16 protein-coding genes, 1 tRNA gene, 1 rRNA gene and 1 other RNA gene are annotated in these 23578 nt (G+C 70.0%); 15 read left to right on the forward strand and 4 right to left on the reverse strand.

What is annotated here, in order from left to right; genetic code table 11:
* From rrf to MKK54_RS00335, 5 genes are all read left to right on the forward strand, one after another.
* Positions 1-116, forward strand: a 5S ribosomal RNA gene (gene rrf, locus MKK54_RS00315).
* Positions 117-165: 49 nt separating this feature from the next.
* Positions 166-242 (forward strand) — tRNA-Met (locus MKK54_RS00320).
* A 282-nt stretch (positions 243-524) separates the two neighbouring features.
* A complete protein-coding gene (locus MKK54_RS00325; RefSeq protein WP_244008528.1) occupies positions 525-1241 on the forward strand; it encodes a response regulator transcription factor in 717 nt (238 codons plus the stop codon).
* Complete coding sequence (locus tag MKK54_RS00330) at positions 1238-2647, forward strand: sensor histidine kinase (protein ID WP_244008529.1); 1410 nt, start codon at positions 1238-1240, stop codon at positions 2645-2647. Before MKK54_RS00325 ends, MKK54_RS00330 begins: the two co-directional genes overlap by 4 nt.
* A gap of 3 nt (positions 2648-2650) precedes the next feature.
* Complete coding sequence (locus MKK54_RS00335; RefSeq protein ID WP_244008530.1) at positions 2651-5575, forward strand: bifunctional [glutamine synthetase] adenylyltransferase/[glutamine synthetase]-adenylyl-L-tyrosine phosphorylase; 2925 nt, start codon at positions 2651-2653, stop codon at positions 5573-5575.
* 43 nt (positions 5576-5618) lie between these two features.
* On the opposite strand, the gene MKK54_RS00340 is transcribed toward MKK54_RS00335, so the two are convergent.
* Both MKK54_RS00340 and pepN read right to left on the reverse strand, forming a co-directional pair.
* A complete protein-coding gene (locus MKK54_RS00340) occupies positions 5619-8009 on the reverse strand; it encodes a PAS domain-containing sensor histidine kinase (RefSeq protein WP_244008531.1) in 2391 nt (796 codons plus the stop codon).
* Positions 8010-8191: 182 nt separating this feature from the next.
* Positions 8192-10834 (reverse strand): aminopeptidase N, encoded by a 2643-nt coding sequence (pepN, locus tag MKK54_RS00345; protein WP_244008532.1) that lies wholly within the window; start codon positions 10832-10834, stop codon positions 8192-8194.
* A 131-nt stretch (positions 10835-10965) separates the two neighbouring features.
* Here pepN and gloA point away from each other — a divergent pair, with 131 nt between their 5' ends.
* Positions 10966-11406, forward strand: a complete 441-nt coding sequence (gloA, locus tag MKK54_RS00350) for a lactoylglutathione lyase (RefSeq protein WP_244008533.1) — start codon at positions 10966-10968, stop codon at positions 11404-11406.
* Between the two features lie 87 nt (positions 11407-11493).
* Here the strand turns inward: gloA and MKK54_RS00355 are convergent, their stop codons facing one another.
* The gene (locus tag MKK54_RS00355) at positions 11494-11667 is read right to left on the reverse strand and encodes a hypothetical protein (protein WP_244008534.1); all 174 of its coding nucleotides are present in this window, start codon (positions 11665-11667) and stop codon (positions 11494-11496) included.
* Positions 11668-11863: 196 nt separating this feature from the next.
* Here MKK54_RS00355 and rnpB point away from each other — a divergent pair.
* From rnpB to MKK54_RS00400, 9 genes are all read left to right on the forward strand, one after another.
* Positions 11864-12278, forward strand: an RNA gene (gene rnpB, locus MKK54_RS00360) — RNase P RNA component class A.
* A 365-nt stretch (positions 12279-12643) separates the two neighbouring features.
* Positions 12644-13702: a 16S rRNA (cytosine(1402)-N(4))-methyltransferase RsmH gene (rsmH, locus tag MKK54_RS00365; protein WP_244008535.1), complete on the forward strand. Its 1059-nt coding sequence runs from the start codon at positions 12644-12646 to the stop codon at positions 13700-13702.
* The gene (locus tag MKK54_RS00370; RefSeq protein WP_244008536.1) at positions 13699-14127 is read left to right on the forward strand and encodes a hypothetical protein; all 429 of its coding nucleotides are present in this window, start codon (positions 13699-13701) and stop codon (positions 14125-14127) included. The genes rsmH and MKK54_RS00370 overlap by 4 nt, the downstream gene beginning before the upstream one ends.
* A gap of 192 nt (positions 14128-14319) precedes the next feature.
* Positions 14320-16056 (forward strand): peptidoglycan D,D-transpeptidase FtsI family protein, encoded by a 1737-nt coding sequence (locus MKK54_RS00375; RefSeq protein WP_244008550.1) that lies wholly within the window; start codon positions 14320-14322, stop codon positions 16054-16056.
* Positions 16053-17531, forward strand: coding sequence for a UDP-N-acetylmuramoyl-L-alanyl-D-glutamate--2,6-diaminopimelate ligase (locus tag MKK54_RS00380; RefSeq protein WP_244008537.1), 1479 nt, complete (start codon positions 16053-16055; stop codon positions 17529-17531). Before MKK54_RS00375 ends, MKK54_RS00380 begins: the two co-directional genes overlap by 4 nt.
* Positions 17528-18988 (forward strand): UDP-N-acetylmuramoylalanyl-D-glutamyl-2,6-diaminopimelate--D-alanyl-D-alanine ligase, encoded by a 1461-nt coding sequence (locus MKK54_RS00385; protein ID WP_244008538.1) that lies wholly within the window; start codon positions 17528-17530, stop codon positions 18986-18988. The genes MKK54_RS00380 and MKK54_RS00385 overlap by 4 nt, the downstream gene beginning before the upstream one ends.
* A gap of 87 nt (positions 18989-19075) precedes the next feature.
* Positions 19076-20161 carry a phospho-N-acetylmuramoyl-pentapeptide-transferase gene (gene mraY / locus MKK54_RS00390; protein ID WP_244008539.1) on the forward strand — a complete coding sequence of 362 codons (1086 nt, stop codon included), beginning with the start codon at positions 19076-19078 and terminating at the stop codon, positions 20159-20161.
* A gap of 55 nt (positions 20162-20216) precedes the next feature.
* On the forward strand, positions 20217-21578 hold the full coding sequence (murD, locus tag MKK54_RS00395) for a UDP-N-acetylmuramoyl-L-alanine--D-glutamate ligase (RefSeq protein ID WP_244008540.1): 1362 nt from the start codon (positions 20217-20219) through the stop codon (positions 21576-21578).
* A gap of 91 nt (positions 21579-21669) precedes the next feature.
* Positions 21670-22947 carry an O-antigen ligase family protein gene (locus MKK54_RS00400; RefSeq protein ID WP_244008541.1) on the forward strand — a complete coding sequence of 426 codons (1278 nt, stop codon included), beginning with the start codon at positions 21670-21672 and terminating at the stop codon, positions 22945-22947.
* Between the two features lie 79 nt (positions 22948-23026).
* On the opposite strand, the gene MKK54_RS24685 is transcribed toward MKK54_RS00400, so the two are convergent.
* Positions 23027-23425 carry a DUF6984 family protein gene (locus tag MKK54_RS24685; RefSeq protein ID WP_409564101.1) on the reverse strand — a complete coding sequence of 133 codons (399 nt, stop codon included), beginning with the start codon at positions 23423-23425 and terminating at the stop codon, positions 23027-23029.
* Positions 23426-23578: the final 153 nt, after the last annotated feature.

Here is a 23578-nt window from a genome sequence, read left to right on the forward strand (position 1 = left end):
TCTGGTGGTTTGAGCGGTGCGCCCAGAACCCGATCCCATCTCGAACTCGGCCGTTAAACGCACCAGCGCCCATGGTACTGTGTCTCAAGACACGGGAGAGTCGGTCGCCGCCAGACCTGCACAGGACAAGACACCAACACACTTCCTCAAACGATCAAACGGTGGCGCGGGGTGGAGCAGCCCGGTAGCTCGTCAGGCTCATAACCTGAAGGTCACAGGTTCAAATCCTGTCCCCGCAACCAAATACATCACACACGACCCGCCTCGCCAACGCGAGGCGGGTCGTGTGCGTTCAGGCCTCACGAGCCCGTCGGCCCCAGCATCCCCCGGTCCGCCCCCGCCTCGATCGCTGCGCGGCGCCCTTCTCGTCCCCGGACATGACCAAACCGTCATGCGCCCGTCAGGTCCGCGCAACGCGGCGCTTCCTAACGTCCTCCCATGGATCGCGAGGGGAGGGGCGTGGAATGCGGACGGTCGGAGAAGCCTGTTCCCCCCGAACGACCGAGCCCCTATCACTCGGTTCCATGCGTCTGCTCATCATCGAGGACGACCGCGAGGCGGTCGCCTATCTGGTCAAGGCCTTTCGCGAGGCCGGCCATGTCCCGGATCAGGCCACGGACGGCCTCGACGGTTATGCCCTGGCCCGCGAGGGCGACTACGACATGCTCATCGTCGACCGGATGCTGCCGAAGCTCGACGGTCTCTCGCTGATCCGCGCCCTGCGGGAGCAATCGGTGACCACCCCCGTCCTCATCCTCTCCGCCCTCGGCCAGGTCGACGACCGGGTGAAGGGGCTCCGGGCGGGCGGCGACGATTACCTGCCCAAACCCTACGCCTTTTCCGAACTGCTCGCCCGCGCCGAGGTGCTGGCGCGCCGCCGTGCCGCGCCGAGCGGAACCCCCGAGGCCACCCTCTATCGCATCGGCGACCTCGAACTCGACCGCCTGTCGCACCGCGTCACGCGAGCGGGCCACGAGATCGCGCTCCAACCGCGCGAATTCCGGCTGCTCGAATACCTGATGCGCCATGGCGGTCAGGTGGTGACCCGCACGATGCTGCTCGAACACGTCTGGGATTATCATTTCGACCCGCAGACCAACGTCATCGACGTCCACGTCTCCCGCCTGCGCGCCAAGATCGACAAGGATTTCGAGAACCCGATCATCCACACCGTGCGCGGCACCGGCTACGTGCTCCGGCTGGACGAGGCGCGCGGCCAAGGTCACGGTCACGTGCCGTGAGTTCGAGCGACGACGCGCCGGCGGGCCGGCTCGGCAACCTGTTCCGCACCACCGCCTTCAAGCTCTCCGTCGCTTACCTCGCGGTGTTCGCGACCTTCGCGCTCCTGGCGCTCGGCTACGTCGCCTGGAACGCGAGCCGGGTCCTCGACGACCAGATGATCTCGACCATCGAGGCCGAGATCAACGGCCTCTCGGAGCAGTACAAGGTCGGGGGCCTGCGCCGGCTGATCTCGGCCGTGGAACGACGCGCCGGCGAACCGGGCGCCTCGCTCTACCTCGTCACCAACGCGGCCGGCGAACGGCTCGTCGGCAACATCGCGGCCCTGCCCACGGGCCTCATCGTCGATCCCGGCCAGACCGAGGCCGATTATGCCCGGAACGGGGAATCCCGGAACCTCGACCATCGCGCCATCATGCAGATCTTCGTCCTGCCGGGCGGGTTTCGCCTGCTCGTCGGACGCGACGTGGAGGAGCGCGACCGGTTGCGCTCGGTGATCGGACGGACCTTCGGCTCGTCGGTGGGATTGGTCGTGCTCCTCGGCGTCGTCGGTGCCTGGTTCATCGCGACCCGGGTCCTCAAGCGCGTCGACGCGATGACCGAGACCACGCGCCGGATCATGGCCGGGGACCTCGATGGGCGCCTGGCCGTCGCGGGAAACGGCGACGAACTCGACCGCCTCGCGCGCAACCTCAACGCGATGCTGGAACGCATCGGCGAATTGATGCGCGGCCTGCGCGACGTTTCCGACAACATCGCCCACGATCTCAAGACCCCGCTGACGCGCCTGCGCAATCGCGCCGAGGAGGCGCTTCGCACCGCCGACTCACCGGATGATCTGCGCACCGCCATGGAGGGCGTGATCGAGGAGAGCGATGGCCTGATCCGGGTCTTCAACGCGCTCCTGATGATCGCACGCCTCGAGGGGGTGGACGCGGGTGCGGATTTCCAGGTCTTCGACGTCGGCGCGGTGGTCCACGCCGTGGCCGAGCTCTACGAGCCCCTGGCCGCCGAGCAGGACCTGACCCTCACCGTCCTGGCCGAGGGTGAACCGCTGATGATGCGGGGCAATCGCGAACTGGTCGGGCAGGCGCTCGCGAATCTCGTCGACAACGCCGTCAAGTATGGCGGGTCGCGGGGGACGATCCGTCTGGCCGCCGCGCGGATCGGCGAGACCATCCGCCTGAACGTCGCCGATTCCGGGGCCGGCATTCCCGCCGAGGCACGCAGCCGCGTGCTCGATCGCTTCGTTCGTTTGGAGGAGGCGCGGTCCCGGCCGGGCTTCGGCCTCGGCTTGAGCCTCGTGAACGCGGTGGTGCGCCTCCATCAGGGGACCCTCTCTCTCGAAGACCATGCCCCCGGACTCTCCGTCGTGATAATCCTGCCAGCGGGTGTACCCGGGGAGTAAGGCATGGTGCAGGGCGGCAGCACGCGAAACGGCAGCCTTCGCGCGCGCCTCTCGGCCGCGCCGGTCCTGTCCGATCCCGAGGGCGCAGCCGCCCGCCTGCATGACATCGGCTCGGACCTGCCCGACGGGTTTCTGGACGAGCGGGTGCGGGCCCTGCTCCTCGGGCTCGCCGATCATTCCCCCTTCCTCTGGCAACTGGTGGCGCGCGAGCCGGCGCGGCTCGTCGCCCTGATCGATGCGGAGCCCGAGGCGGCGCATGCCGCGATCGTCGCCCGGCAGCGCAAGGCGGGGCGGGAGGCCGACCACGAGGACATCGCGAAAAACCTACGGCGCAACCGGGCCGAGCACGCACTGCTCGTGGCGCTCGCCGATATCGGTGGCCTCTGGCCGCTCGCGACGGTGACGGCCGCGCTCTCCGACTTCGCCGATGCCTCGGTCGGCGCCGCCGCCGACGCGATGCTGCTCCAGGCCGCGGCCGCGGGCCGGTTTCTGCCGCGCGACCCGGACGATCCGCAGGCCGCGTCCGGGCTCGTGGTGCTGGCGCTCGGCAAGCACGGTGCGGGAGAGCTGAATTATTCCAGCGACATCGACCTCGTCGTCTTCTTCGATCCCGAAGCCGCGCCGCTGAAGGCCGAGCTTCCGGCGACGCCGTTCTTCACCAAGCTGGCGCAGGGGATGGCGAAGCTTCTGCAGGAGCGCACAGCGGACGGCTACGTCCACCGGGTCGATTACCGGCTGCGGCCCGACCCGGGCTCGACGCCGGCGGCACTGTCGCTCAATGCCGCCTACGTCTATTACGAGAACCTCGGCCAGAACTGGGAACGGGCGGCCTACATCAAGGCACGCGCCATCTCGGGCGACATTCCGGCGGGCGAAGCTTTCCTCGCCAATCTCCGGCCCTTCGTCTGGCGCAAGTACTTCGACTTCGCCTCCATCGCCGACGTGCACGCGATGAAGCGCCAGATCCACGCGGTGCGCGGCCACGACACGATCGCGGTGGCGGGCCACGACATCAAGCTCGGGCGGGGCGGCATCCGCGAGATCGAGTTCTTCGTCCAGACGCAGCAACTCGTCTTCGGCGGACGCCGGCCGGAACTGCGCGGTCGCCGCACCGTCGCGATGCTCGAGGGCCTGACGCAGGATGGCTGGATCGATGCGGCGGCCCGCGACGATCTCACGGCGGCCTATGATTTCCTGCGCACGATCGAGCATCGCCTGCAGATGCTGCGCGACGAGCAGACCCAGCGCCTGCCTCACGAACCGGAGGACCTCGAACGCTTCGCGCGCTTCGCGGGTTTCGTGGACCGGAGCGCCTTCGAATCCGCGCTCCTCCACCATGCCCGGCGCGTGCAGGGCCATTACGCCCTGCTGTTCGAGGCGGAGCCGGACCTCTCCTCCGATGTCGGCGACCTCGTCTTCAGTGGTACGGGCGACGATCCGGCCACCCTCGGGACCCTGCGCAAGCTCGGATTCCGTGAGCCCGAACGCGCGGTGGAGACGGTGCGCGGCTGGCATTTCGGCCGCCGCCCCGCCGTGCGCACGCCGCGCGCGCGGGAGGTTCTGACCGAACTCGTTCCCGCGCTGATGCAGGCGCTCGGCGGCACGGCTCATCCCGATGCGGCCCTCGACACCCTCGACCGGGCCTTCGGCCGGATGCCGGCGGCCCTCGAACTCCTCACCATCCTGCGCTCGAACGAGCGGCTGCGTCTGCTCTTCGCCGATCTGCTCGGCACCGCGCCGCGTCTCGCCGAGACCGTGGCCTTCAGCCCGCACGTGCTAGACGCGGTGATCGACCGGGATTTCGCCGACACGGCCACGGATGCCGAAGGTCTCGCCGCGCAGTTCCGTGCCCGCCTCGGACAACCCACCGACCACGAGGACTTCCTCGACCGGAGTCGGGACGCCGCGCGCCAGTTGCGCTTCCTCACGGGCGCGCGCCTGCTCTCGGGCATCCTCTCGCCCGCCGAGGCCGGCCGCGCCTTCGCGGGCATCGCCGATGCGGTGGTCGCCGTCACGGTCGAGCGGGTCGCGGCGGCGTTCTTCGCCGAGCATGGCGCCGTACCCGGCGGGCGCTTCGCGGTCCTGGCGCTGGGACGTCTCGGGGCGCGGCAATTGACGGCGGATTCCGATCTGGACCTCGTGCTGGTCTATGATTTCCATGCCGCCGACCGCATGAGCGCCGGCCCGAAGCCTCTCGACGCGGCGGTGGCCTATAACCGTCTGGCGCAACGCATCGTCGCGGCGCTCACCGTACCGACCCGGCGCGGGCATCTCTACGAGGTGGACCTGCGCCTGCGCCCCGGCGGGGACCAGGGGCCGGTGGCGGTACAGTGGCGCGGGTTCCGGACGTATCAAGCCGAGGAGGCGGAGCCCTGGGAGCACATGGCCCTGACCCGCGCGCGCGTCGTCGCCGGGGAGCCGAGTCTGGCCGTGGACCTGGCCGACGCGGTGCGGGCCGTCGTGCGCCGCGCCAGGGCGCCGGCCGAAATCTACGCGGCCGTCCGGGAGATGCGTCTGCTGGTGGAGCGGGAGAAGGGGTTTCGCGGTCCCCTCGATCTCAAGCTCGCGCCCGGCGGCCTGCTCGACCTCGATTTCCTCGCGCAGGCGCTGGTGCTCGCACACGCCCACCGCTGCCCCGATCTCGTGGGGCTCGATGCCTGCGCGGTCTTCGCGCGCGGCGCCGACCATGCGCTCCTCGGCAAGGCCGAAGCCGACAGCCTCTCGGAGACCTACCGGCGCTTCGACGCGGTGTTGCACTGGCAGCGGCTGATGGTGGAGGGCGATCCCGCCGAGGCGTCGCCCGTCGCCCTGTCCCGCCTCGCCGTCGCCATGGGGGCCCCCGATGCCGAACGGCTGGTCTCGGAACTCGATGAGCAGCGCATGGGGGTGCGGACGCTCTTCGTCGCCCTGCTGACGGATCGTCTGTAACCCCGTCCGCGTCCCGGCGCCGGACGATCGGACGGCGACGGGTTCAGACCGGTGCCGTCTCCCGCTCCGGGCGACGCGCCGTCGCCCCGGCGGCGTCGCGCAGGGAAGCGACGGTTTCCTGCGCTGCCTCGGGCGAGAGCGCCCGGAGGTTCTCCGGGGTCGGCACGGGGAGACGCACCATCACGATGGTGCCGAGGCCCTCCTGCGAGCGGATGCGGAGGCCGCCCCCGTGAAGCTCGGCCATCGAACGCGCGATGGCGAGGCCGAGGCCGGAGCCCTTGTGGCTGCGGGTCAGATTGGTCTCGACCTGCTGGAAGGGCGCTCCGAGGCGCCTCAGGGCCGATTTCGGAATGCCGATGCCGGTGTCTTCCACGAAGATGTGGACGCTGTCGCCGGCCGGCCTCGCCTTGACGATGATGCGGCCATCGCCGGACGGCGTGAACTTCACCGCGTTCTGCAGCAGGTTGGTGAGGATCTGGTGCAGGGCGCGCTCGTCGGCGAGCACCGAGAGGGCCTCGACCACGTCCACATGCACCGTCAGGGACTTCGCCCGGGCCGCTTCGCCGACGAGCTTCAGCGACCCCTCGATGGCCGAGGCGACCGCGATCTCGCGCGGCACGAGCTTCACCTTCTGGGCCTCGATGCGCGACATGTTGAGGATGTCGTCGATGACGGAGAGCAGGTAGTCGCCGCTCGAGCGGATGTCGCGGCAGTAATCCGTGTAGCGCGGCGAGCCGAGCGTGCCGTAGACCTCGCTCTCCATCAATTCGGCGAATCCCATGATGGCGTTGAGCGGCGTGCGCAGCTCGTGGCTCATGTTGGCCAGGAACTCGGATTTCGCCTGGTTGGCGCCCTCCGCCTGCGCCTTCTGGTCGAGGTAACGTTCCGCGAGATCCGCGAGCTGCTGCGTCTGAAGCTCCAGGGTGCGGCGCGAGCGCTTGAGGTCGCGCACGGTCTCGATCAGCTCGCGCTCGGACTGGACGAGCTGTTCCTGGTGGCGCTTGAGGTTGGTGATGTCGGTGCCGACCGAGACGTAGCCGCCGTCCTTGGTCCGGCGCTCGCTGATCTGGAGCCAGCGTCCGTCCGTGAGTTCGGCCTCGAAGGTTCGCGCCGTGGCGCCGCTCGGTTCCAGGTCGCGCAACTCGCGCCGGACCGGCGGCAGCACGCCCCGCCCCATGATCTCGGCGTAGCGCTTGCCCGGTGTCGCATCCTCGGGGCTGAGCGCGTGAAGGTGGCGGAACTTCGAATTGCACAGGACGAGGCGGTTGCCGGTGTCCCAGAGGACGAAGGCCTCGGAGATCGCCTCCACGGCGTCCCGCAGCCGCATGTCGGCGGTGGCGTTGAGTTCCGCGAGCATGCGCTGCTCGGTGACGTCGAGGGCGATTCCGACGAGATGGCGGCCACCGTCCAGCGTATCGGGCACGATCTCGGCGCGCATGCGCATCCAGATCCAGTTGCCCGTGGCGCCGCGCACGCGGAACTCGTGGTCCACGGTGGATTGGCTCGCCGCGAGGTGCCGGGCGAGGGAATAGAGGTCGCCGTCATCGGGATGCACGAGGGCGTTGACGTCGCCGAAGGACAGGAACTCGCGCTCGCGGTGATAGCCGAGCAGGGCGTACATCGAATCCGACCAATAGATCCGCCCGCGTGGAATGTCCCAATCCCACAGGCCGCAGCGGCCTCGCCCGAGGGCGGTGTCGAGGCGCTGCTTGATCTGCTCGCAGACGCGGTCGACCGCGTGTGCCCGCCGGGTCTGCAGCGCGTAGGCGATGCCGGTGCCGATGATGACCAGGGCGGCGGCGCCGAGCAGGATCGCCTGATTGCGCATGCGCGTGGTCCAGGCGGCCGTGATCTCGACCAGCGGCTGGATCACCGCGACCTGACCCCGTCCGCCCGGCAGGTTGCGCAGGGCCGCGATCACCTCGGAGCCGTCGGCGAGAGTCACGTTCATCACGCCGGCCCGCTCGCCCAGCGTGCTCAGCGCCTGCATCTCGCCGAGATGCTCGGTGAGCGTCCGCTTCGGACCCGGCAGCGGCGGATTGGCGGCGACGATCGCCCCGTCCGGCGCGATCAGCAGGATCCGACGGCCCGCATGGAGCAGGCCCGGAGGCAGCAGGTCGCCGAGGCTGCGATGCGCCGCGACCGCCTTCGCCTCGCCCTCGATCTCGACCTCCGCGAAGGCCGCCGCCGCGAGCCGGGTCACGGCGTCCACGTCGATGACCGCCGCCCGCATCACGTCCGCGCGCTGCGTCTGAAGGAGCAGCGCCGCCACGGCCGCGAAACAGATCAGGAAGGTCGCGAACAGGGCCGGCAGGGCAAAGCGCAGCCAGGTCTCCGCGCGGACGAACCGGACATGGGCGGCGTGCTGCGGCCGATGGATACCCAGGATGGTATCGGCGCGCGCGGAGAGGGAAGCGGAATCCGCCTCCAGCATGGACTAACCCCGCGATTGCGATGAGATCTATTGTGGCGGGCCCGGAAGCCCGCTTCGAATCGTATACGATTCAGCACTTCCGCCGGGGGTTTGTCCACGCGTTTTTTCGCGGCCCGCTTGACTCCGCGACCGAATCGCAAGGCTGGAAAGGGTGCCCAATCGGGCGGAAAACCTGATTCGCATCAAGGGTTTGTCGAGCCGGCAAGGGTCCGCGCGAGGATGTCTCCGACATCCCGTGACAGCCCTGCAACACCGCGAATTTCCGTGAGTGATGATTTTGCACGCTCGCGCCGCCCCGGCTCCAGCATCCGCCACGATCCGAACGCCGTCAGCAGGCGCGCGGCGACCTGCGGGTTCGTCCGGTCGAGCGCCAGGACGGTCTCCGCCACGAGGGCGTAGCCGGCGCCGTCGAGGCGGTTGAACTGGGTCGGGTTGCCCATGCTGAAGCTGCCGATGAGGGCACGCACCCGGTTCGGATTGGTCATCGAGAAGGTCGGATGGGCCTGGAGGTCGCGGATGCGATCGAGCGTGCCCGCCTCGGAAATCCCGGCCTGGATCGCCAGCCACTTGTCGAGGACGAGGGGTTCGGCCCGGTAGGTCTCGGCGAAGCGCGCGAGGGCCTCCTCACGGGCCGGACCGGGCGTCTGGGCCAGGACCGCGAGGGCCGCCAGACGGTCCGTCATCGTCGTGGCCGTCGCCATCTGGGTGCCGGCCAGCGCGCTTCCCGCCGCCGGGTCCGCGGCCGCGAGAAGGTCGAGGGCCGCGTTGCGCAGAGCCCGGCGTCCGGCCGCCTCGGCATCCGGCCGGAAGGGCGTGTCGGGCGCATCCGCCAGGGCCTCGCGCAGGCGATGGAGCCGGTCCGCGAGACCGGAGCCGAGTTGCCGGCGCAGGGCGTGGCGGGCCGCGTGGATGGCGTCGGGATCGATCTCCGAGCCGATCTCGTTGGCGACGTCCGCCTCGCTCGGCAGGGCCAGGACCAGGGCGGCGAAGGCGGGGTCGACGAGCGCCTCGCCGTCGAGGAAGGCGCCGAGCGCCGTCGTGAACGGCCGTGCCGCCGCCTCCGGCAGGGCGCCCGAGCGCGTCCCCTGGACGAGGAGCCGCATCGCGACGCTCTGCGCGGCCTGCCAACGGTTGAACGCGTCGGTGTCGTGGCGCAGCAGGGCGAGGCGATCCGCGTCCGTCAGCTCCATCTCGATGCGGACGGGCGCCGAGAAGCCGCGGAACAGCGAGGGCACGGGCGGCGCGGACACGTCGGTGAAGGTCAGGGTGTCGTCGGGCGCGTCGAGCACGAACACGCCGTCCCGGACCCGGTCGCTATGGGCGTCGGCGAGCGGACCCCCGGCGCCCACGAGGCCGAGGCTCACGGGGATCACCAGGGGCGGGGCGTCCGGCGCACCCGGCAGGCTCTGGCGGAAGCTCAGCCGATAGCTCCGGGCCTGCGCGTCGTAGACGCCCTGCACGGCGACGCGGGGCGTGCCCGGCCGCTCGTACCAGCGCGCGAAGGCGTCGAGGTTCCGGCCCGACGTGGCCGCGAAGGCGGCGAGGAAATCCTCCACCGTGGCGGCCCGGCCGTCGTTGTCGGCAAAGTACCGGTCCATCCCAGCCCGGAAGGCGGGCGCGCCGAGGAGCGTGCGCAGCATCCGCACGATCTCGGCGCCCTTCTCGTAGACGGTGGCCGTGTAGAAGTTGTTGATCTCGGCATATTGCCGGGGCCGCACCGGGTGGGCGAGGGGGCCGGCATCCTCCGGGAACTGACGGGCGCGCAAGGTCCGGACCTCGCCGATGCGGTGCACGGCGCGCGAGCGCATGTCGGAGGAGAATTCCTGGTCGCGGAAGACCGTCAGCCCCTCCTTGAGGCAGAGCTGGAACCAATCCCGGCAGGTGATGCGGTTGCCCGTCCAGTTGTGAAAATACTCGTGCGCGATGATGGCCTCGATCGCCGCGTAATCGGCATCCGTCGCCGTCTCGGGCGAGGCGAGCACGTAGCGGTCGTTGAAGATGTTGAGACCCTTGTTCTCCATCGCGCCCATGTTGAAATCCGACACCGCGACGACGTTGAACACGTCGAGGTCGTAGGCGCGGCCGAAGGCGGTCTCGTCCCAGGTCATCGAGCGGGCGATGGCATCCAGCGCGTAGTCCGCCCGTCCGGCCTTGCCGGGCTCGACATAGACGGCGAGCTCGACCGCACGGCCCTCGCTGGTGGTGAAGCCGCGCCGGACATGGTCGAGGCGTCCGCCGACCAGGGCGAAGAGATAGGCAGGCTTCGGGTGCGGATCGTGCCAGACCGCATAGTGGCGTCCGGGCCCGGCCGCGCCGGCCTGCCCCGGATTGCCGTTGCCGAGGAGCACCGGCGCCTCCGCGCGATCCGCCTCGATGCGGGTGGTGTAGACCGCCATCACGTCGGGACGGTCGAGGAAGTAGGTGATCCGCCGGAAGCCGTCGGCCTCGCACTGGGTGCAGTAGACGCCGTTCGAGCGGTAGAGCCCCATCAGCTTGGTGTTGGCCGTCGGATCGATCTCGGTCTCGATGGTCAGCCGGAAGGGAGCGGCCGGCGGGTTCGGCAGGGTCAGCGCCGACGGCGTCGCCGTATAGGCCTCGGCCGCCAGGGGCACCCCGTCGAGGGCGAGTCCCACGAGGGCGAGGTCGTCCCCGTCGAGGACCAGGGGGGCGCCGGCGCGCCCGGCCGGATTGGGCGCCAGGGTGAGTTCCGCCCGGACGCGCGTGGCGGTCGGATGCAGCGACACGTCGAGCGCCACGGTGCCGATCAGATAATCGCTCGGGCGGTAATCCTCCAGGCGGATCATGATCGGTGTCTCGGTGCGCATCAGGGGCCCTCTCGCTGAAGGCGCCAGTTTGCGGGGCCGGCGGCGGCGACGCAACGCACATGCGCCCCGCCTCGTTGACGCGCGCCGACGCCGGGCCACATAGGCGCCATCCAACGGAGAGCACCCACCCCATGCGTTTCCTGCACACCATGGTCCGCGTCGCGGATCTCGACCGGGCCCTCGACTTCTACGTGAACACCTTCGGGCTCCAGGAGGTGCGCCGGGTCGACAACGAGAAGGGCCGCTTCACCCTGGTCTTCCTCGCGGCGCCCGACGATGCCCCCACCGCCCGCGAGACCCAGGCGCCCGTGATCGAGCTGACCCACAACTGGGATCCCGAAACCTATTCGGGCGGCCGCAACTTCGGCCACCTCGCCTACGAGGTCGACGACATCTACGCCTTCTGCGCCAGGCTGCAGGCGGCCGGCGTCACGATCAACCGCCCCCCGCGCGACGGCAACATGGCCTTCGTGAAGTCCCCGGACGGCATCTCGATCGAGCTTCTCCAGAAGGGGCCCGCCAAGCCGCCGCAGGAGCCCTGGAGCTCGATGGAGAATACCGGCTCCTGGTAGGCCACAACGTCCCCGGCGCGGCGCCGTCGGGGACCTGTCACGATCCCGAGAGGCCGCCCCCGCGCTGCGCGAGGCGGCCCCTCGCCGTCAGGCACCCGGCTCGGGCGTCGGCGTGATGCCGAGCTGGCTGAGCTTGGCCGCCACGCTCTCGATCGGCCGGCGCAGCTTCAGACTCATCACCGAGACCGGGATGCCCTCGCGGGCCATCGCGGTGAGTTGCCGGACGGATTCGAGCGTCCAGTCCGTGTCGTTCGTCGCCATCGCTTCCTCCTGATCCGTGCTCCCGATCCTTGCGACGGCGGGCGTGAGGCTCACGCACGCCGTGTCCCGCAGGTGGCGCGGCCCGGAGGGCGGGCAAGCCGCCGGCCCAAAATCTCGGCATGCCGCATCGAGCGCCATCGTTCCGGAGGCCTGGCCCTTGACCTCCCGGTCCCGCGCGGCGCACATCCGCGCCGGATCAGTCGGCCGGGCGGCCGCTCCGGGCTCATGGCTCGGGGAGGAAAGTCCGGGCTCCATGGAGAGACGGTGCCGGATAACGTCCGGCGGGGGCGACCCTAGGGACAGTGCCACAGAGAGCAGACCGCCGGGGATCGGCGTGAGCCGATCCCCGGTAAGGGTGAAAGGGTGCGGTAAGAGCGCACCGCGGACGCGGCAACGCGGACGGCACGGCAAACCCCACCGGGAGCAAAACCGAATAGGGGCGACACGGCGGGCCTCAGGGCCCGTTCAGGCCCTCTCTCCAGGCTCGTCGCCCGGGTTGGTTGCTCGAGGCGGTCGGCAACGATCGTCCCAGAGGAATGGCCGCCACGTCAGGGCGACCCTCGCGGGTCGTCCGGGCCCTACAGAACCCGGCTTAAAGGCCGACTGATCCGCTTCCCGCGAGGCACCCCGAATGCACGTGAAACCGGCGCGAAAACTTACGCTCGGTTAACCTTGCTGAGGTCTGATCGTGGCTGGCCGCCCCCGCTCGGCCAGGTTCGTTGACGGCGCTCAGAGGCCCATGGTACCCCGATTCATCCCGTCAACGGCGATTTTCGGATCGACGGACGCAGCCTGCCCGAGGCAGGCCGGTGTCCGCATGCGCGGTCGCGTCACGCGTCGAGCCGGAGGCGCCCCGCCTCTCCGAGCCGCGCCCGCGCGCTCCAGCCCCGTGGAAGGGACGCATGCGCCGCTTCAGTCCGGTCACGTCGTCGATTCGCTTGTTCCCATGCTCCCGCCCGCGCGTCGAGGCCGCCCGATGAGCCGGCCCCCGCGCGAGCCGCGGCCGCCCCGCGCCATAGACGGGGCGCCGCACGTCCCGGTTCTCCTCGCCGAGGTGCTGAGCGCCCTCGACCTGCCGGGCCGCGCGCTCGCGGTGGACGGAACCTTCGGCGCCGGGGGCTACACCCGCGCCATGCTCGGGGTCGATCCCGCCGTGCACGTGCTCGCGATCGATCGCGATCCCGGGGCCATCGCGGGCGGCGCCCCCCTGGTCGCCGAGGCGGCCGGACGCCTGACCCTGGTGCCGGGGCGCTTCGGCACCCTCGATGCCTGCCTGCGGGGCGCGGGCCATGCCGAGGCCGACGCGGTGGTGCTCGATATCGGCGTCTCCTCGATGCAGATCGATCAGCCCGAGCGCGGCTTCTCGTTCCGCAACGACGGCCCCCTGGACATGCGCATGGAGCGCGCCGGGCCGAGTGCGGCCGACCTCGTGAACGAGTACGAGGAGGCGGATCTCGCCGACATCATCTTCCATTACGGCGAGGAGCGGCGCTCCCGCGCGGTGGCGCGCGCGATCATCGAGGCGCGGCGCAAGGCGCGGATCGAGACCACGGCGGCCCTGGCCGAGATCGTCGCCAGCGTGGTCTGGGCCGATCCGGCCAGCGGCATCCACCCGGCGACGCGGACCTTCCAGGGCCTGCGGATCGCGGTGAACGACGAACTCGGCGAACTGGTGCAGGCGCTGCACGCGGCCGAGCGCATCCTGAAGCCCGGCGGACGCCTCGGGGTGGTGACGTTCCACTCGCTGGAGGACCGCATCGTGAAGCAGTTCTTCTCGGCCCGCAGCGGCCGGGCCGCCCAGGCCTCGCGCCACGTGCCGACCGTCGAGGCGCCGGCCCCGCGCAGCTTCACGGCCGTGACCAAGGGACCGGTCCTGCCCACGGATTCCGAGATCGCCGCCAACCCGCGTGCTCGCTCGGCCAAGCTGCGCGCGGTCCAGCGCACGGAGGCCCCGGCGCCGGAGCCCCTGGCGGCCATCGAGACCCTCGCCGCGCTGCCGGCGCGGACCGGGCGGAGCGGAGGAGCGCGCCGGTGATCCGTTTGCTGAACCTCGTGGCGGTGCTGGGGCTGATCGGGTCGGCGATCTACGCCTACTCGATCAAGTACGACACGCTCTATCAGGCCGGGCAGGTCTCGAAGGCCCAGAGCCAGCTCAAGAAGGAGCGCCAGGCCATCGCGGTCCTGCGCGCCGAGTGGCAGTTGCTCACCCGTCCCGACCGCCTGCAGGCGGCCGTCGACCGCTACCTCGCCCTCGAACCCATCGGCACCGCCCATCTCGGGCGCCTCGCCGACCTGCCGGCCCGTCCCGATCGCGGCGACGAGATCGGCCGGCTCCTCGCCGCCACCGCGACGCCGAAGGAGAAGCCGGTGGCCGGGCGCGGCTCCGACGAGCCGCGCACCACGGGCAGCGTCACGCCGCGCACGACGACCACCCGAACCCCGACCACGACTTCGAGGTAGTAGCCCGTGTCCGAAGTCCCGCCTCCCGAAGGCCAGCTTTTCGAAGTCCCGCCTTCCGAAGTCCTGCCTCGCGAAGTCCCGCCTCTCGAAGCCTCGAAGCCCGACGCGTCCCGGCCCGACCACGACCCGGCGGTCGCCGCGATCTCCGAGGATCACGCGGCGCCGGTCGAGCGCGCCGTCGCGGCGCCGGCCCTGACGAAGGCCAACTGGTTCGTCGCCGGCGTCAAGGCGATGTTCCATCTGGCGATCGAGCGCTCCTACGCCCGCGTCGGTCTCGTCGGCCTCGGCTTCGCGCTGGTCTTCGCGACGATTTCGGGTCGGCTGATCTACATGGCGGCCTTCCCGGAGGCCGATAATGGCGACCGCCGGATCGCGGCCGCGGCCACCACCGCGATCCGCCCGGACATCGTCGACCGCAACGGCGAGATCCTGGCGACCGACATCCGCACGGTCTCGATCTTCGCCGAGCCGCGAAACATCTACGACAAGGACGAGGCGGTCGAACTCCTCACCGCCGTGCTGCCGCAGATCAACGCCACCGAGCTGCGCGCCAAGCTCTCCACCAAGAAGGGCTTCGTCTGGGTCAAGCGCGAGATCACGCCCAAGCAGCAGGCCGAGGTCCACCGCCTCGGCATCCCGGGCATCGGCTTCCTGCCCGATCACAAGCGCGTCTACCCCAACGGCACGGCGGCCGCGCACATCCTCGGCGTGACCAACCTCGACAATATCGGCATCGCGGGCATCGAGAAGTACATCGACAACCAGGGCAACAAGGCCCTCAACGAGTTCGGCCTCGTGGCGAAGCAGACCGATCTCGCGCCGATTCAGCTTTCCATCGATCTGCGCGCCCAGTTCGCGGTGCGCGACGAGCTGGCCTGGGGCATCGACCACTTCAAGGCCAAGGCCGCCGCCGGGATGATCCTCGACGTGCAGACCGGCGAGGTGATCGCGCTCGCATCCCTGCCGGATTTCGACCCGAACGATCCGGCGGATGCGCTGAACCCCGACCGCATCAACCGGATGAATGTCGGCGTCTACGAGATGGGCTCGACCTTCAAGGCGATGACCCTCGCGATGGCGCTCGATTCCGGCAAGTACAACGTCAACTCGACCTTCGACACGCGCGGCGGCGTGCTGAACTGGGGCCGGCAGAAGATCCACGAGTACCACGGCACCAACCGCGTCATCACGATGCCGGAAGTGTTCACGCACTCCTCGAACATCGGCTCGGCCAAGATGGCGCTCGGCATCGGCGTGCCCGGCCATAAGGCCTTCCTGAAGAAGATGGGCCTGACCGACCGCATGCGGACGGAATTGCCCGAGAGCGCGGAGCCGATCGTGCCGGCGCGCTGGACCGAGATCAACACCATCACCATCGCGTTCGGCCACGGCCTCGCGGTGGCGCCGATCCAGGCGACGGCGGCCGTGGCGGCCATCGCCAATGGCGGCTTCCTGATGACCCCGACCTTCCTCAAGACCACGCAGGAGGATGCCATGGCCAAGGCGACCCGCGTGCTCAAGCCCGAGACCAGCGAGGCGATGCGCTTCATCATGCGCCTCAACGCCGTCGAGGGATCCGCGAAGAAGGCGGCGATTCCCTACTACTTCGTCGGCGGCAAGACCGGCACCGCCGAGAAGGTGATCCACGGGCGCTACGTGAAGAACCGCCTGTTCACGACCTTCATGGCCGCCGCCCCGATGGACAAGCCGAAATACCTCTTCGTCACCATCATGGACGAGCCGCAGGGCCTGCCGGAATCGGGCGGCTACGCCACCGCCGCGTGGAATTCCGGCGTCGTCACCGGCCGGACGATCGAGCGCGTCGCGCCCATCCTCGGCCTGCCCCCGCAATTCGATCCGCCGGTGAAGCCGTTCCCCCTGATGGTCAAGCTCGGCGCCTACCACGCCACGCAGGTGGACGGGCGATGAGCGCGCCGACCCTGGGAGGGCTCTTCCCGGAGACCGAGGCGGCCTGGGCCGATCTGCCGGTCTCCGGCCTGACGGCGGATTCGCGCAAAGCCGGGCCCGGCACCGTGTTCGTCGCGGTTCCGGGAACCGTCGCGGATGGCCGCCGCTTCGCCGCCGCCGCCGCCGCGGCCGGCGCCGTCGCGGTGGTCGGCGAGGGCAAGCGCCCGGCCGATCTCGACGCGCGCGTTCCCTATGTGGTCGTCTCGGACGTGCGCCGCAGCCTCGCGCTCGCGGCGCGAGCGTTTTCCGGGCGCCAGCCGGCCCACGTGCTCGCCGTGACCGGCACCAGCGGCAAGAGCTCGGTCACGGATTTCGTGCGCCAGATCCTCTCGCGGCTCGGCGCCGGAGCGGCGAGCCTCGGCACCGTCGGCATCGTGACCGACCGGGGCGCGACCTACGGCTCGCTGACGACGCCCGACCCCGTCACGCTGCACGCGACCCTGGCGCGGCTGGCCGATGACGGCATCGACTACCTCGCGATGGAGGCCTCCTCCCACGGCATCGAGCAGCGGCGCCTCGACGGGGTCGATCTCGCGGCGGTGGGCTACACCAATCTCGGGCGCGACCACCTCGATTACCACGTGACCATCGAGGATTATCTCGCGGCCAAGCTCCGGTTGTTCACGACCCTGGCGAAAGCCGGCATCCCGGCGGTGATCAACCAGGACGGCGCCTATGCCGATATCGTGATCGCCGCCGCCTCGGCGCGCCGGCTCGACGTCCATACAACCGGTCGGCAGGGCGACCTCGTGCGGCTCGTCGCGGCCCGCACCGAAGGCTTTCACCAGCATCTCGAGCTTCAGGCGCCCGGTGCGTCCGGCCGGACGGAGACTCACACGGTCCGCCTGCCGCTGGTCGGCGGCTTCCAGGTCGAGAACGCGCTGCTGGCCGCCGGCCTCGTCCTGACGACCCCGGCGGGCGCGGGCAATCCTGCGGGCGTCCTCGCCGCCCTCGAGCACCTCACCGGCGTGCCCGGCCGCATGGAGCGCATCGGCGAGGCGAATGGCGGGCTCTGCCTCGTGGATTACGCGCACAAGCCCGAGGCGCTCGAGGGCGTGCTGACGGCCCTGCGCCCCTTCGCGACCGGGTGCCTGCGCGTGGTCTTCGGCTGTGGCGGCGACCGCGACACGGGCAAGCGCCCGATCATGGGCGCCATCGCGGCCGAGAAGGCGGACGCCGTCATCGTCACGGACGACAATCCCCGCAGCGAGGACCCGGCGGCCATCCGTGCCGCGATCCTGGCCGCGGCCCCCGGCGCCGTCGAGATCGGCGATCGCGCCGAGGCGATCCGCGCGGCGGTCGCCGCCCTGGAGCCCGGCGACGTGCTGGTGGTGGCCGGCAAGGGCCATGAAACCGGCCAGATCGTGGGGTCACAGGTCCTGCCCTTCTCGGACCACGACGTCCTCCGGGCTGCGATCGCGGAACGCTCAGCATGACCGACACTTCCCCGCTCTGGACGCCGGACGCCCTCGAAGCCGCCACCGGCGGCACCCTGCACGGCGAACGGAGACCCGTCACCGGCGCCTCCATCGACACGCGCACGCTGCGGCCCGGCGACCTGTTCTTCGCCATCCGGGGCGAGGCGCGGGATGGACACGACTTCGTGCGCGCCGCCCTGGAGCGGGGGGCCGGCGTCGCCGTGGTCTCGGCCGAGCTGGCAGCCGCGTTCGCGCCGGACGGCCCGGTGCTGGCGGTCTCGGGCACGGGCGAGGATCCCGTCCTCGACGCCATGCGGGCCCTGGGCCTCGCCGCGCAGGCGCGCAGCCATGCGGGGATCGTCGCCGTCACGGGGTCGGTCGGCAAGACCGGCACCAAGGAGGCCCTGCGCCACGTCCTGTCGGCGCAGGGTGAGACGCACGCCTCCATCGCCTCGTACAACAACCATTGGGGCGTGCCCCTCACGCTCGCGCGCATGCCGGCGGGCACCGATTTCGGCGTGTTCGAGATCGGCATGAACCACGCGCGCGAGATCGTGCCGCTGACCGCGATGGTCCGCCCCGACATCGCCCTCGTGACCACCGTCGAGCCGGTGCATATCGAGCATTTCGCCTCGCTCTCGGCCATCGCCGATGCCAAGGGCGAGATCTTCTCAGGGCTCAAGGCCGGCGGCACCGCGATCATCAACCGCGACAATCCGAGCTATGCCCGCCTCCTGGCCCATGCCCAGGCCTCGCGGGCCGGGCGCGTCGTCACGTTCGGCGAGCATCCGGAGGCGGATGTCCGCGCCCAGCGCATCGTGCTGCGCCCCGACCTCTCGGTGGTCGACGCCGTGGTGATGGGCATTCCCGTCACCTATCAGCTCGGCACGCCCGGCCGGCACACGGCCATGAACTCGCTCGGCGTCATGGCCGTGGTGCATGCGCTCGGGGCGGACCTGGCCCGCGCGGCCCTCTCGCTCGCGGTCCTGCGCCCGCCGGTCGGGCGCGGCGAGCGCACCGCCCTGGCGATCGGGGAGGGCGAGGCCTTCCTCGTCGACGAGAGCTACAACGCCAACCCGGCCTCGATCCGCGCTGCGCTAGCGACGCTCGCCGCCATCGAGACCGGCCCGCGCGGGCGCCGCATCGCGGTGCTCGGCGACATGCTGGAACTCGGACCCGAGGGCGAGACCCACCACCGCGACCTCGCCGGTCCGGTGGAGGCGGCGAAGATCGATCTCGTCTTCACCGCCGGCCCACTGATGCGCAACCTCTTCGAGGCCCTTCCGGTGAGCCGGCGCGGCGCGGCGGCCAACACCGCGTCCGAATTGCTCGATCCGGTCCTGTCGATCCTCCGTCCCGGCGACGCCGTGATGGTGAAGGGTTCGAACAGCATCCGCATGGGCCGGATTGTCGAAGCGCTCAAAGCCCGGTACGCGAGCGCCCAAGCCGAACCGCCGCACGCCGCCGCGCGCTGAGACGGTCTCTGATCGAACGGCCGGGGGAGGGGACGCGCGCGTCCACGCCGCCGGCCGCATTCCCATCGTCTCACGGCCGGGTGCTGGATGCTGTATCTCCTGTCGGACCTGAGCGGCACCGTCTCCGCCCTCAACGTCTTTCGCTACATCACCTTCCGCACCGGCGGCGCGCTGTTCACGGCGGGGCTGTTCGTGTTCTGGTTCGGCCCGCTGATCATCTCGCTGCTGCGCCTGCGCCAGGGCAAGGGCCAGCCGATCCGCGAGGACGGGCCGCAATCGCATCTGCTGACCAAGCGCGGCACGCCGACCATGGGCGGCCTGATGATCCTGGCCGGCTGCATCGTGGCGATCCTGCTCTGGGCCAACCCGCGCAACCACTACGTCTGGGTCACGCTGGCGGTGACCCTCGGCTTCGGCGCCATCGGCTTCTACGACGATTACCTCAAGGTGACGAAGCAGTCGCACAAGGGCTTCTCGGGCAAGTTCCGCCTGCTGCTCGAAGCCGGCATCGCCATCGCGGCCTGCACGCTGATCTCGGTCTATTCGGCCCCGGCCCTGCAGAACCAGCTCGCCTTCCCGGTCTTCAAGGACGCCCTGCTGAACCTCGGCTGGTTCTACGTGCTGTTCGCCGCCTTCGTGATCGTGGGCGCGGGCAATTCCGTGAACATGACCGATGGCCTCGACGGCCTCGCCATCGTGCCCGTGATGATCGCCTGCGGCACCTTCGGCGTCATCGCCTACCTCGTCGGCAACGTCTTCACGGCGGGCTACCTCCAGGTGAACTACGTCCGCGACACCGGCGAACTCGCGGTCGTCTGCGGCGCGGTGATCGGGGCGGGCCTCGGCTTCCTCTGGTTCAACGCGCCCCCCGCCCAGGTCTTCATGGGCGATACGGGGTCGCTCGCGCTCGGCGGCCTCCTCGGCACCATCGCGGTGGCGACGAAGCACGAGATCGTGCTGGCGATAGTCGGCGGCCTGTTCGTGCTGGAGATGATGTCGGTGATCATCCAGGTCGCCTCCTTCAAGCTCACGGGCAAGCGCGTCTTCCGCATGGCGCCGATCCACCACCATTTCGAGCAGAAGGGCTGGAAGGAGCCGCAGGTCGTGATCCGGTTCTGGATCATCGCGGTGATCCTGGCGCTCGCCGGCCTCGCCACGCTGAAGCTGCGCTGAGGGGGAGGCCATGACGCCCGCCGCGAAGACTCCCGCCGCGAAGACTCCCGTCACGATGACTCCGGTCACGTGCTTCGCCGGCCGGAAGGTCGCCCTGTTCGGCCTCGGCGGCTCCGGCCTCGCCACCGTCCGGGCCCTGCTCGCGGGCGGCGCCGACGTGCTGGCCTGGGACGACAGCCCCGAGAGCACGGACCGGGCACGCGACCGGGGCATCACGGTCTTCGATCTGCACGACGCGGATTTTTCGGACTTCGCCGCGCTCGTCCTGGCGCCCGGCGTACCCCTGACGCATCCGGCCCCGCACTGGACCGTCGAGCGCGCGACCGATGCCGGCATCCCGGTCATCGGCGACATCGAACTGTTCGTGCAGGAACGCCGCGTCATCGCGCCGGACGCGCCCTTCGTCGCCATCACGGGCACCAACGGCAAGTCGACCACCACGGCGCTGATCGCCCATATCCTGCGCGAAGCCGGCCGCGACGTGCAGATGGGCGGCAATATCGGCACCGCGATCCTGTCGCTCGAACCGCCGTCGCCGAACCGCATCCACGTGATCGAGATGTCCTCGTTCCAGATCGACCTGACGCCGGGCCTCGATCCCAGCGTCGGCATCCTCCTCAACGTCACGCCGGACCACCTCGACCGCCACGGCACCCTGGCCGCGTATGCGGCGATCAAGGCCCGCCTCGTGGCGGGGTCCGACCTCGCCGTCGTGGGCATCGACGACGCCCTCAGCCGGGCCATCGCGGACGCGCGTTCCGGGCCGCTCGTGCGGGTCCATGTCGGCCCGCCGCAGCCCGGCTTCGACGGCCTCTCGGCGCGGGACGGAACGGTCTTCGCCGCGGACGGAACGGCGATCGCCGACCTGGCCGGCATCGGCTCCCTGCGCGGCGCGCACAATTGGCAGAACGCGGCCGTGGCGGCCGCCTGCGTCCGGGCGCTGGGGATCACGGAGGCCGAACTCGTGGCCGGGCTGAGGAGCTTCCCCGGCCTGCCGCACCGCATGGAGGAGGTCGGGCGGCGCGGGCGCGTGCTCTTCGTCAACGATTCCAAGGCCACCAACGCGGATTCCGCCGAGAAGGCCCTGACCGCGTTCCGGGACATCCACTGGATCCTCGGCGGCAAGGCCAAGGAGGGCGGCATCGCGCCCTTGCGCCCGCTCTTCGGCCGCGTGGCCCACGCCTACCTCATCGGCGCGGCGAGCGAGGCCTTCGCCGCCACCCTCGAAGGCCAGGTGCCCTTCACCATCTGCTGCACGCTGGATGTCGCGACCGCCAGGGCGGCCGAGGCGGCCGCGGGTTCGGACGCGCCCGAGCCGGTCGTGCTGCTCTCCCCGGCCTGCGCCTCCTACGATCAGTTCCGAAGCTTCGAGGATCGTGGGGATCAATTCCGGAATTGCGTGCGCGCGCTGTCCTGAGGCGCCGCTTTTCTCGAAATCTCAATCATTCCCGCGCCTGATCGCAGGCCTGTAGCGCGAGTTGGCCCAGTCGGCGGCGCGGAGTGAGTGCATGGCGTCCACGATCGCACCCGGTGCTTCGCGCTGGCAGGCCGGAGCCTGGGCCCATGTGTCCGTCCTGGACGTCCTGCGGCACGTGGCGAAGGTGCTCCTCGTCGCCTTCATCTTCTTCGCCTGCTTCGCGTTCTCCGACACCTCCCCCTACGACGTGGTGGCGATCCCCACCATCGTGCTCTGGCTCTGCCTGGGGTTGCGCCTGCACCGGGGCATGCTGCCCCTCTTCGGTCTGCTCATCGTCTACGTCAGCGCGATCACGGTCGCGCTCCTGCCCTTCATCGATCAGCCGCTGCCCGTCACCTGGACGATCCAGCTCGCCTATCTGGCGATCACCGGCGTGTTCTTCGCCATGCTGTTTTCCGAGGACACCCTGGCGCGGATGGAACTGGCGCTGAAGACCTTCGTGGCGAGCTGCCTGCTCTCCAGCGCCTTCGGCATCGTGGGCTATTTCGGCTACATCCCGACCGAGGACTTGTTCTACAAGTACGGCCGCGCCTCCGGCACCTTCCAGGACCCGAACGTGTTCGGCTCGTTCCTGACGCTCGGCGCCCTCTACCTCATGCACGGCCTGCTTCTCGGCACCACGCGCCGGCCGATCCTGTCCGCCGCCGTGCTGCTGGTGATCGTCGCGGGTATCTTCCTGTCGTTCTCGCGCGGCTCCTGGGGCGGAACGCTCATCGCCGTCGCGGTGATGGTGGGCAGCGTCTATCGCACCACGCGCTCGGCGGCCCTGCGCCGCCGCATCGTCGCGCTCATGGTCCTGGCGGTCGCGGGTTCGGCGCTCGCCATCGTCGGCCTGATGTCCATCGGCGACACGGCGGAGATGTTCTCCAAGCGCGCGTCGGTCACGCAGGATTACGACACCGGCGAGACCGGGCGCTTCGGAAACCAGATGCGCGGGCTCGGCCTGCTGGTGGACGAGCCCCTCGGCATGGGTCCCTTGCGCTGGCGGCTCATCTTCGCGCTGGAGCCGCACAACAGCTACATCGGCAGCTTCGCCAATGGCGGCTGGGTCGGCGGCGCCACCTTCATCGGCCTCGTGCTGATGACGAGCTTCGTCGGCTTCCGCCTGATGAACCGGGACACGCCCTTCCGGCGACACGCGCAGATCGTCTGGCCGGCCCTGCTGATGTTCTTCCTGCAGGCGGCGCAGATCGACATCGAGAAGTGGCGCCACGTCTACATGATGCTCGGCATGGTCTGGGGCCTGGAGGCGGCGCGCCTGCGCTGGCTCGCCGGGTCGGGCGCGGACCTGAACAGAGACCGGCCCTGAGTGTCGCTCACGAAACGCCCGCCGCACCGTGGTGCTCGGAGCGAGAACCGAGGACGGGCGGAAGTTTCGTGAAGCAATCTTAGTCCGCGAAGACCTCTATCTCTGCGAGAGGGACTGCGAAGGGTTGGATCAGGATGGTGCTGCCGTCATCCTTGTAGACTTCAAGCTCATGCAGCCGCCCATCGACTACGTGCAGGAGGAGATTGACGGCCGGTCTATGCGGACCCGGCCCAGAACCGTCGTCGTGATAGTGCCCCTCGACCGGGACCCGACCACGAACTCTCGCCGGTGGCCCATCGACCTGAAAGCGTAGGCTGCCCTCCTGATCTACTCGGCGGGCGAGAGCAGAACGGGCCTGGGCTGCAAGTTCATTCCGGCCAGGAAAGTCAGTAGCCAGAAGAAGGTCGAGCATTGCGACCTCCTCCGGCATCAATGGGCGCCAGGCTTCGTTGAGCGGGTTGCTTGGATCGACGGTCATACTGATGATTGAAACATCATCTTGTGGGGCCTGCGAAGGGTGGGGAGCAAACTTTGGCCTGTCTCCCCGAAGCGGATGTATCGCTCCCGACCCAACCTCTCCGTAACGCGTGGGTTCGGTTGTTTCCTAAAGCAGATGGGGTGGATGGCTCCC

This window comes from Methylobacterium sp. J-068, from assembly GCF_022829445.1.
Lineage (GTDB): Bacteria > Pseudomonadota > Alphaproteobacteria > Rhizobiales > Beijerinckiaceae > Methylobacterium.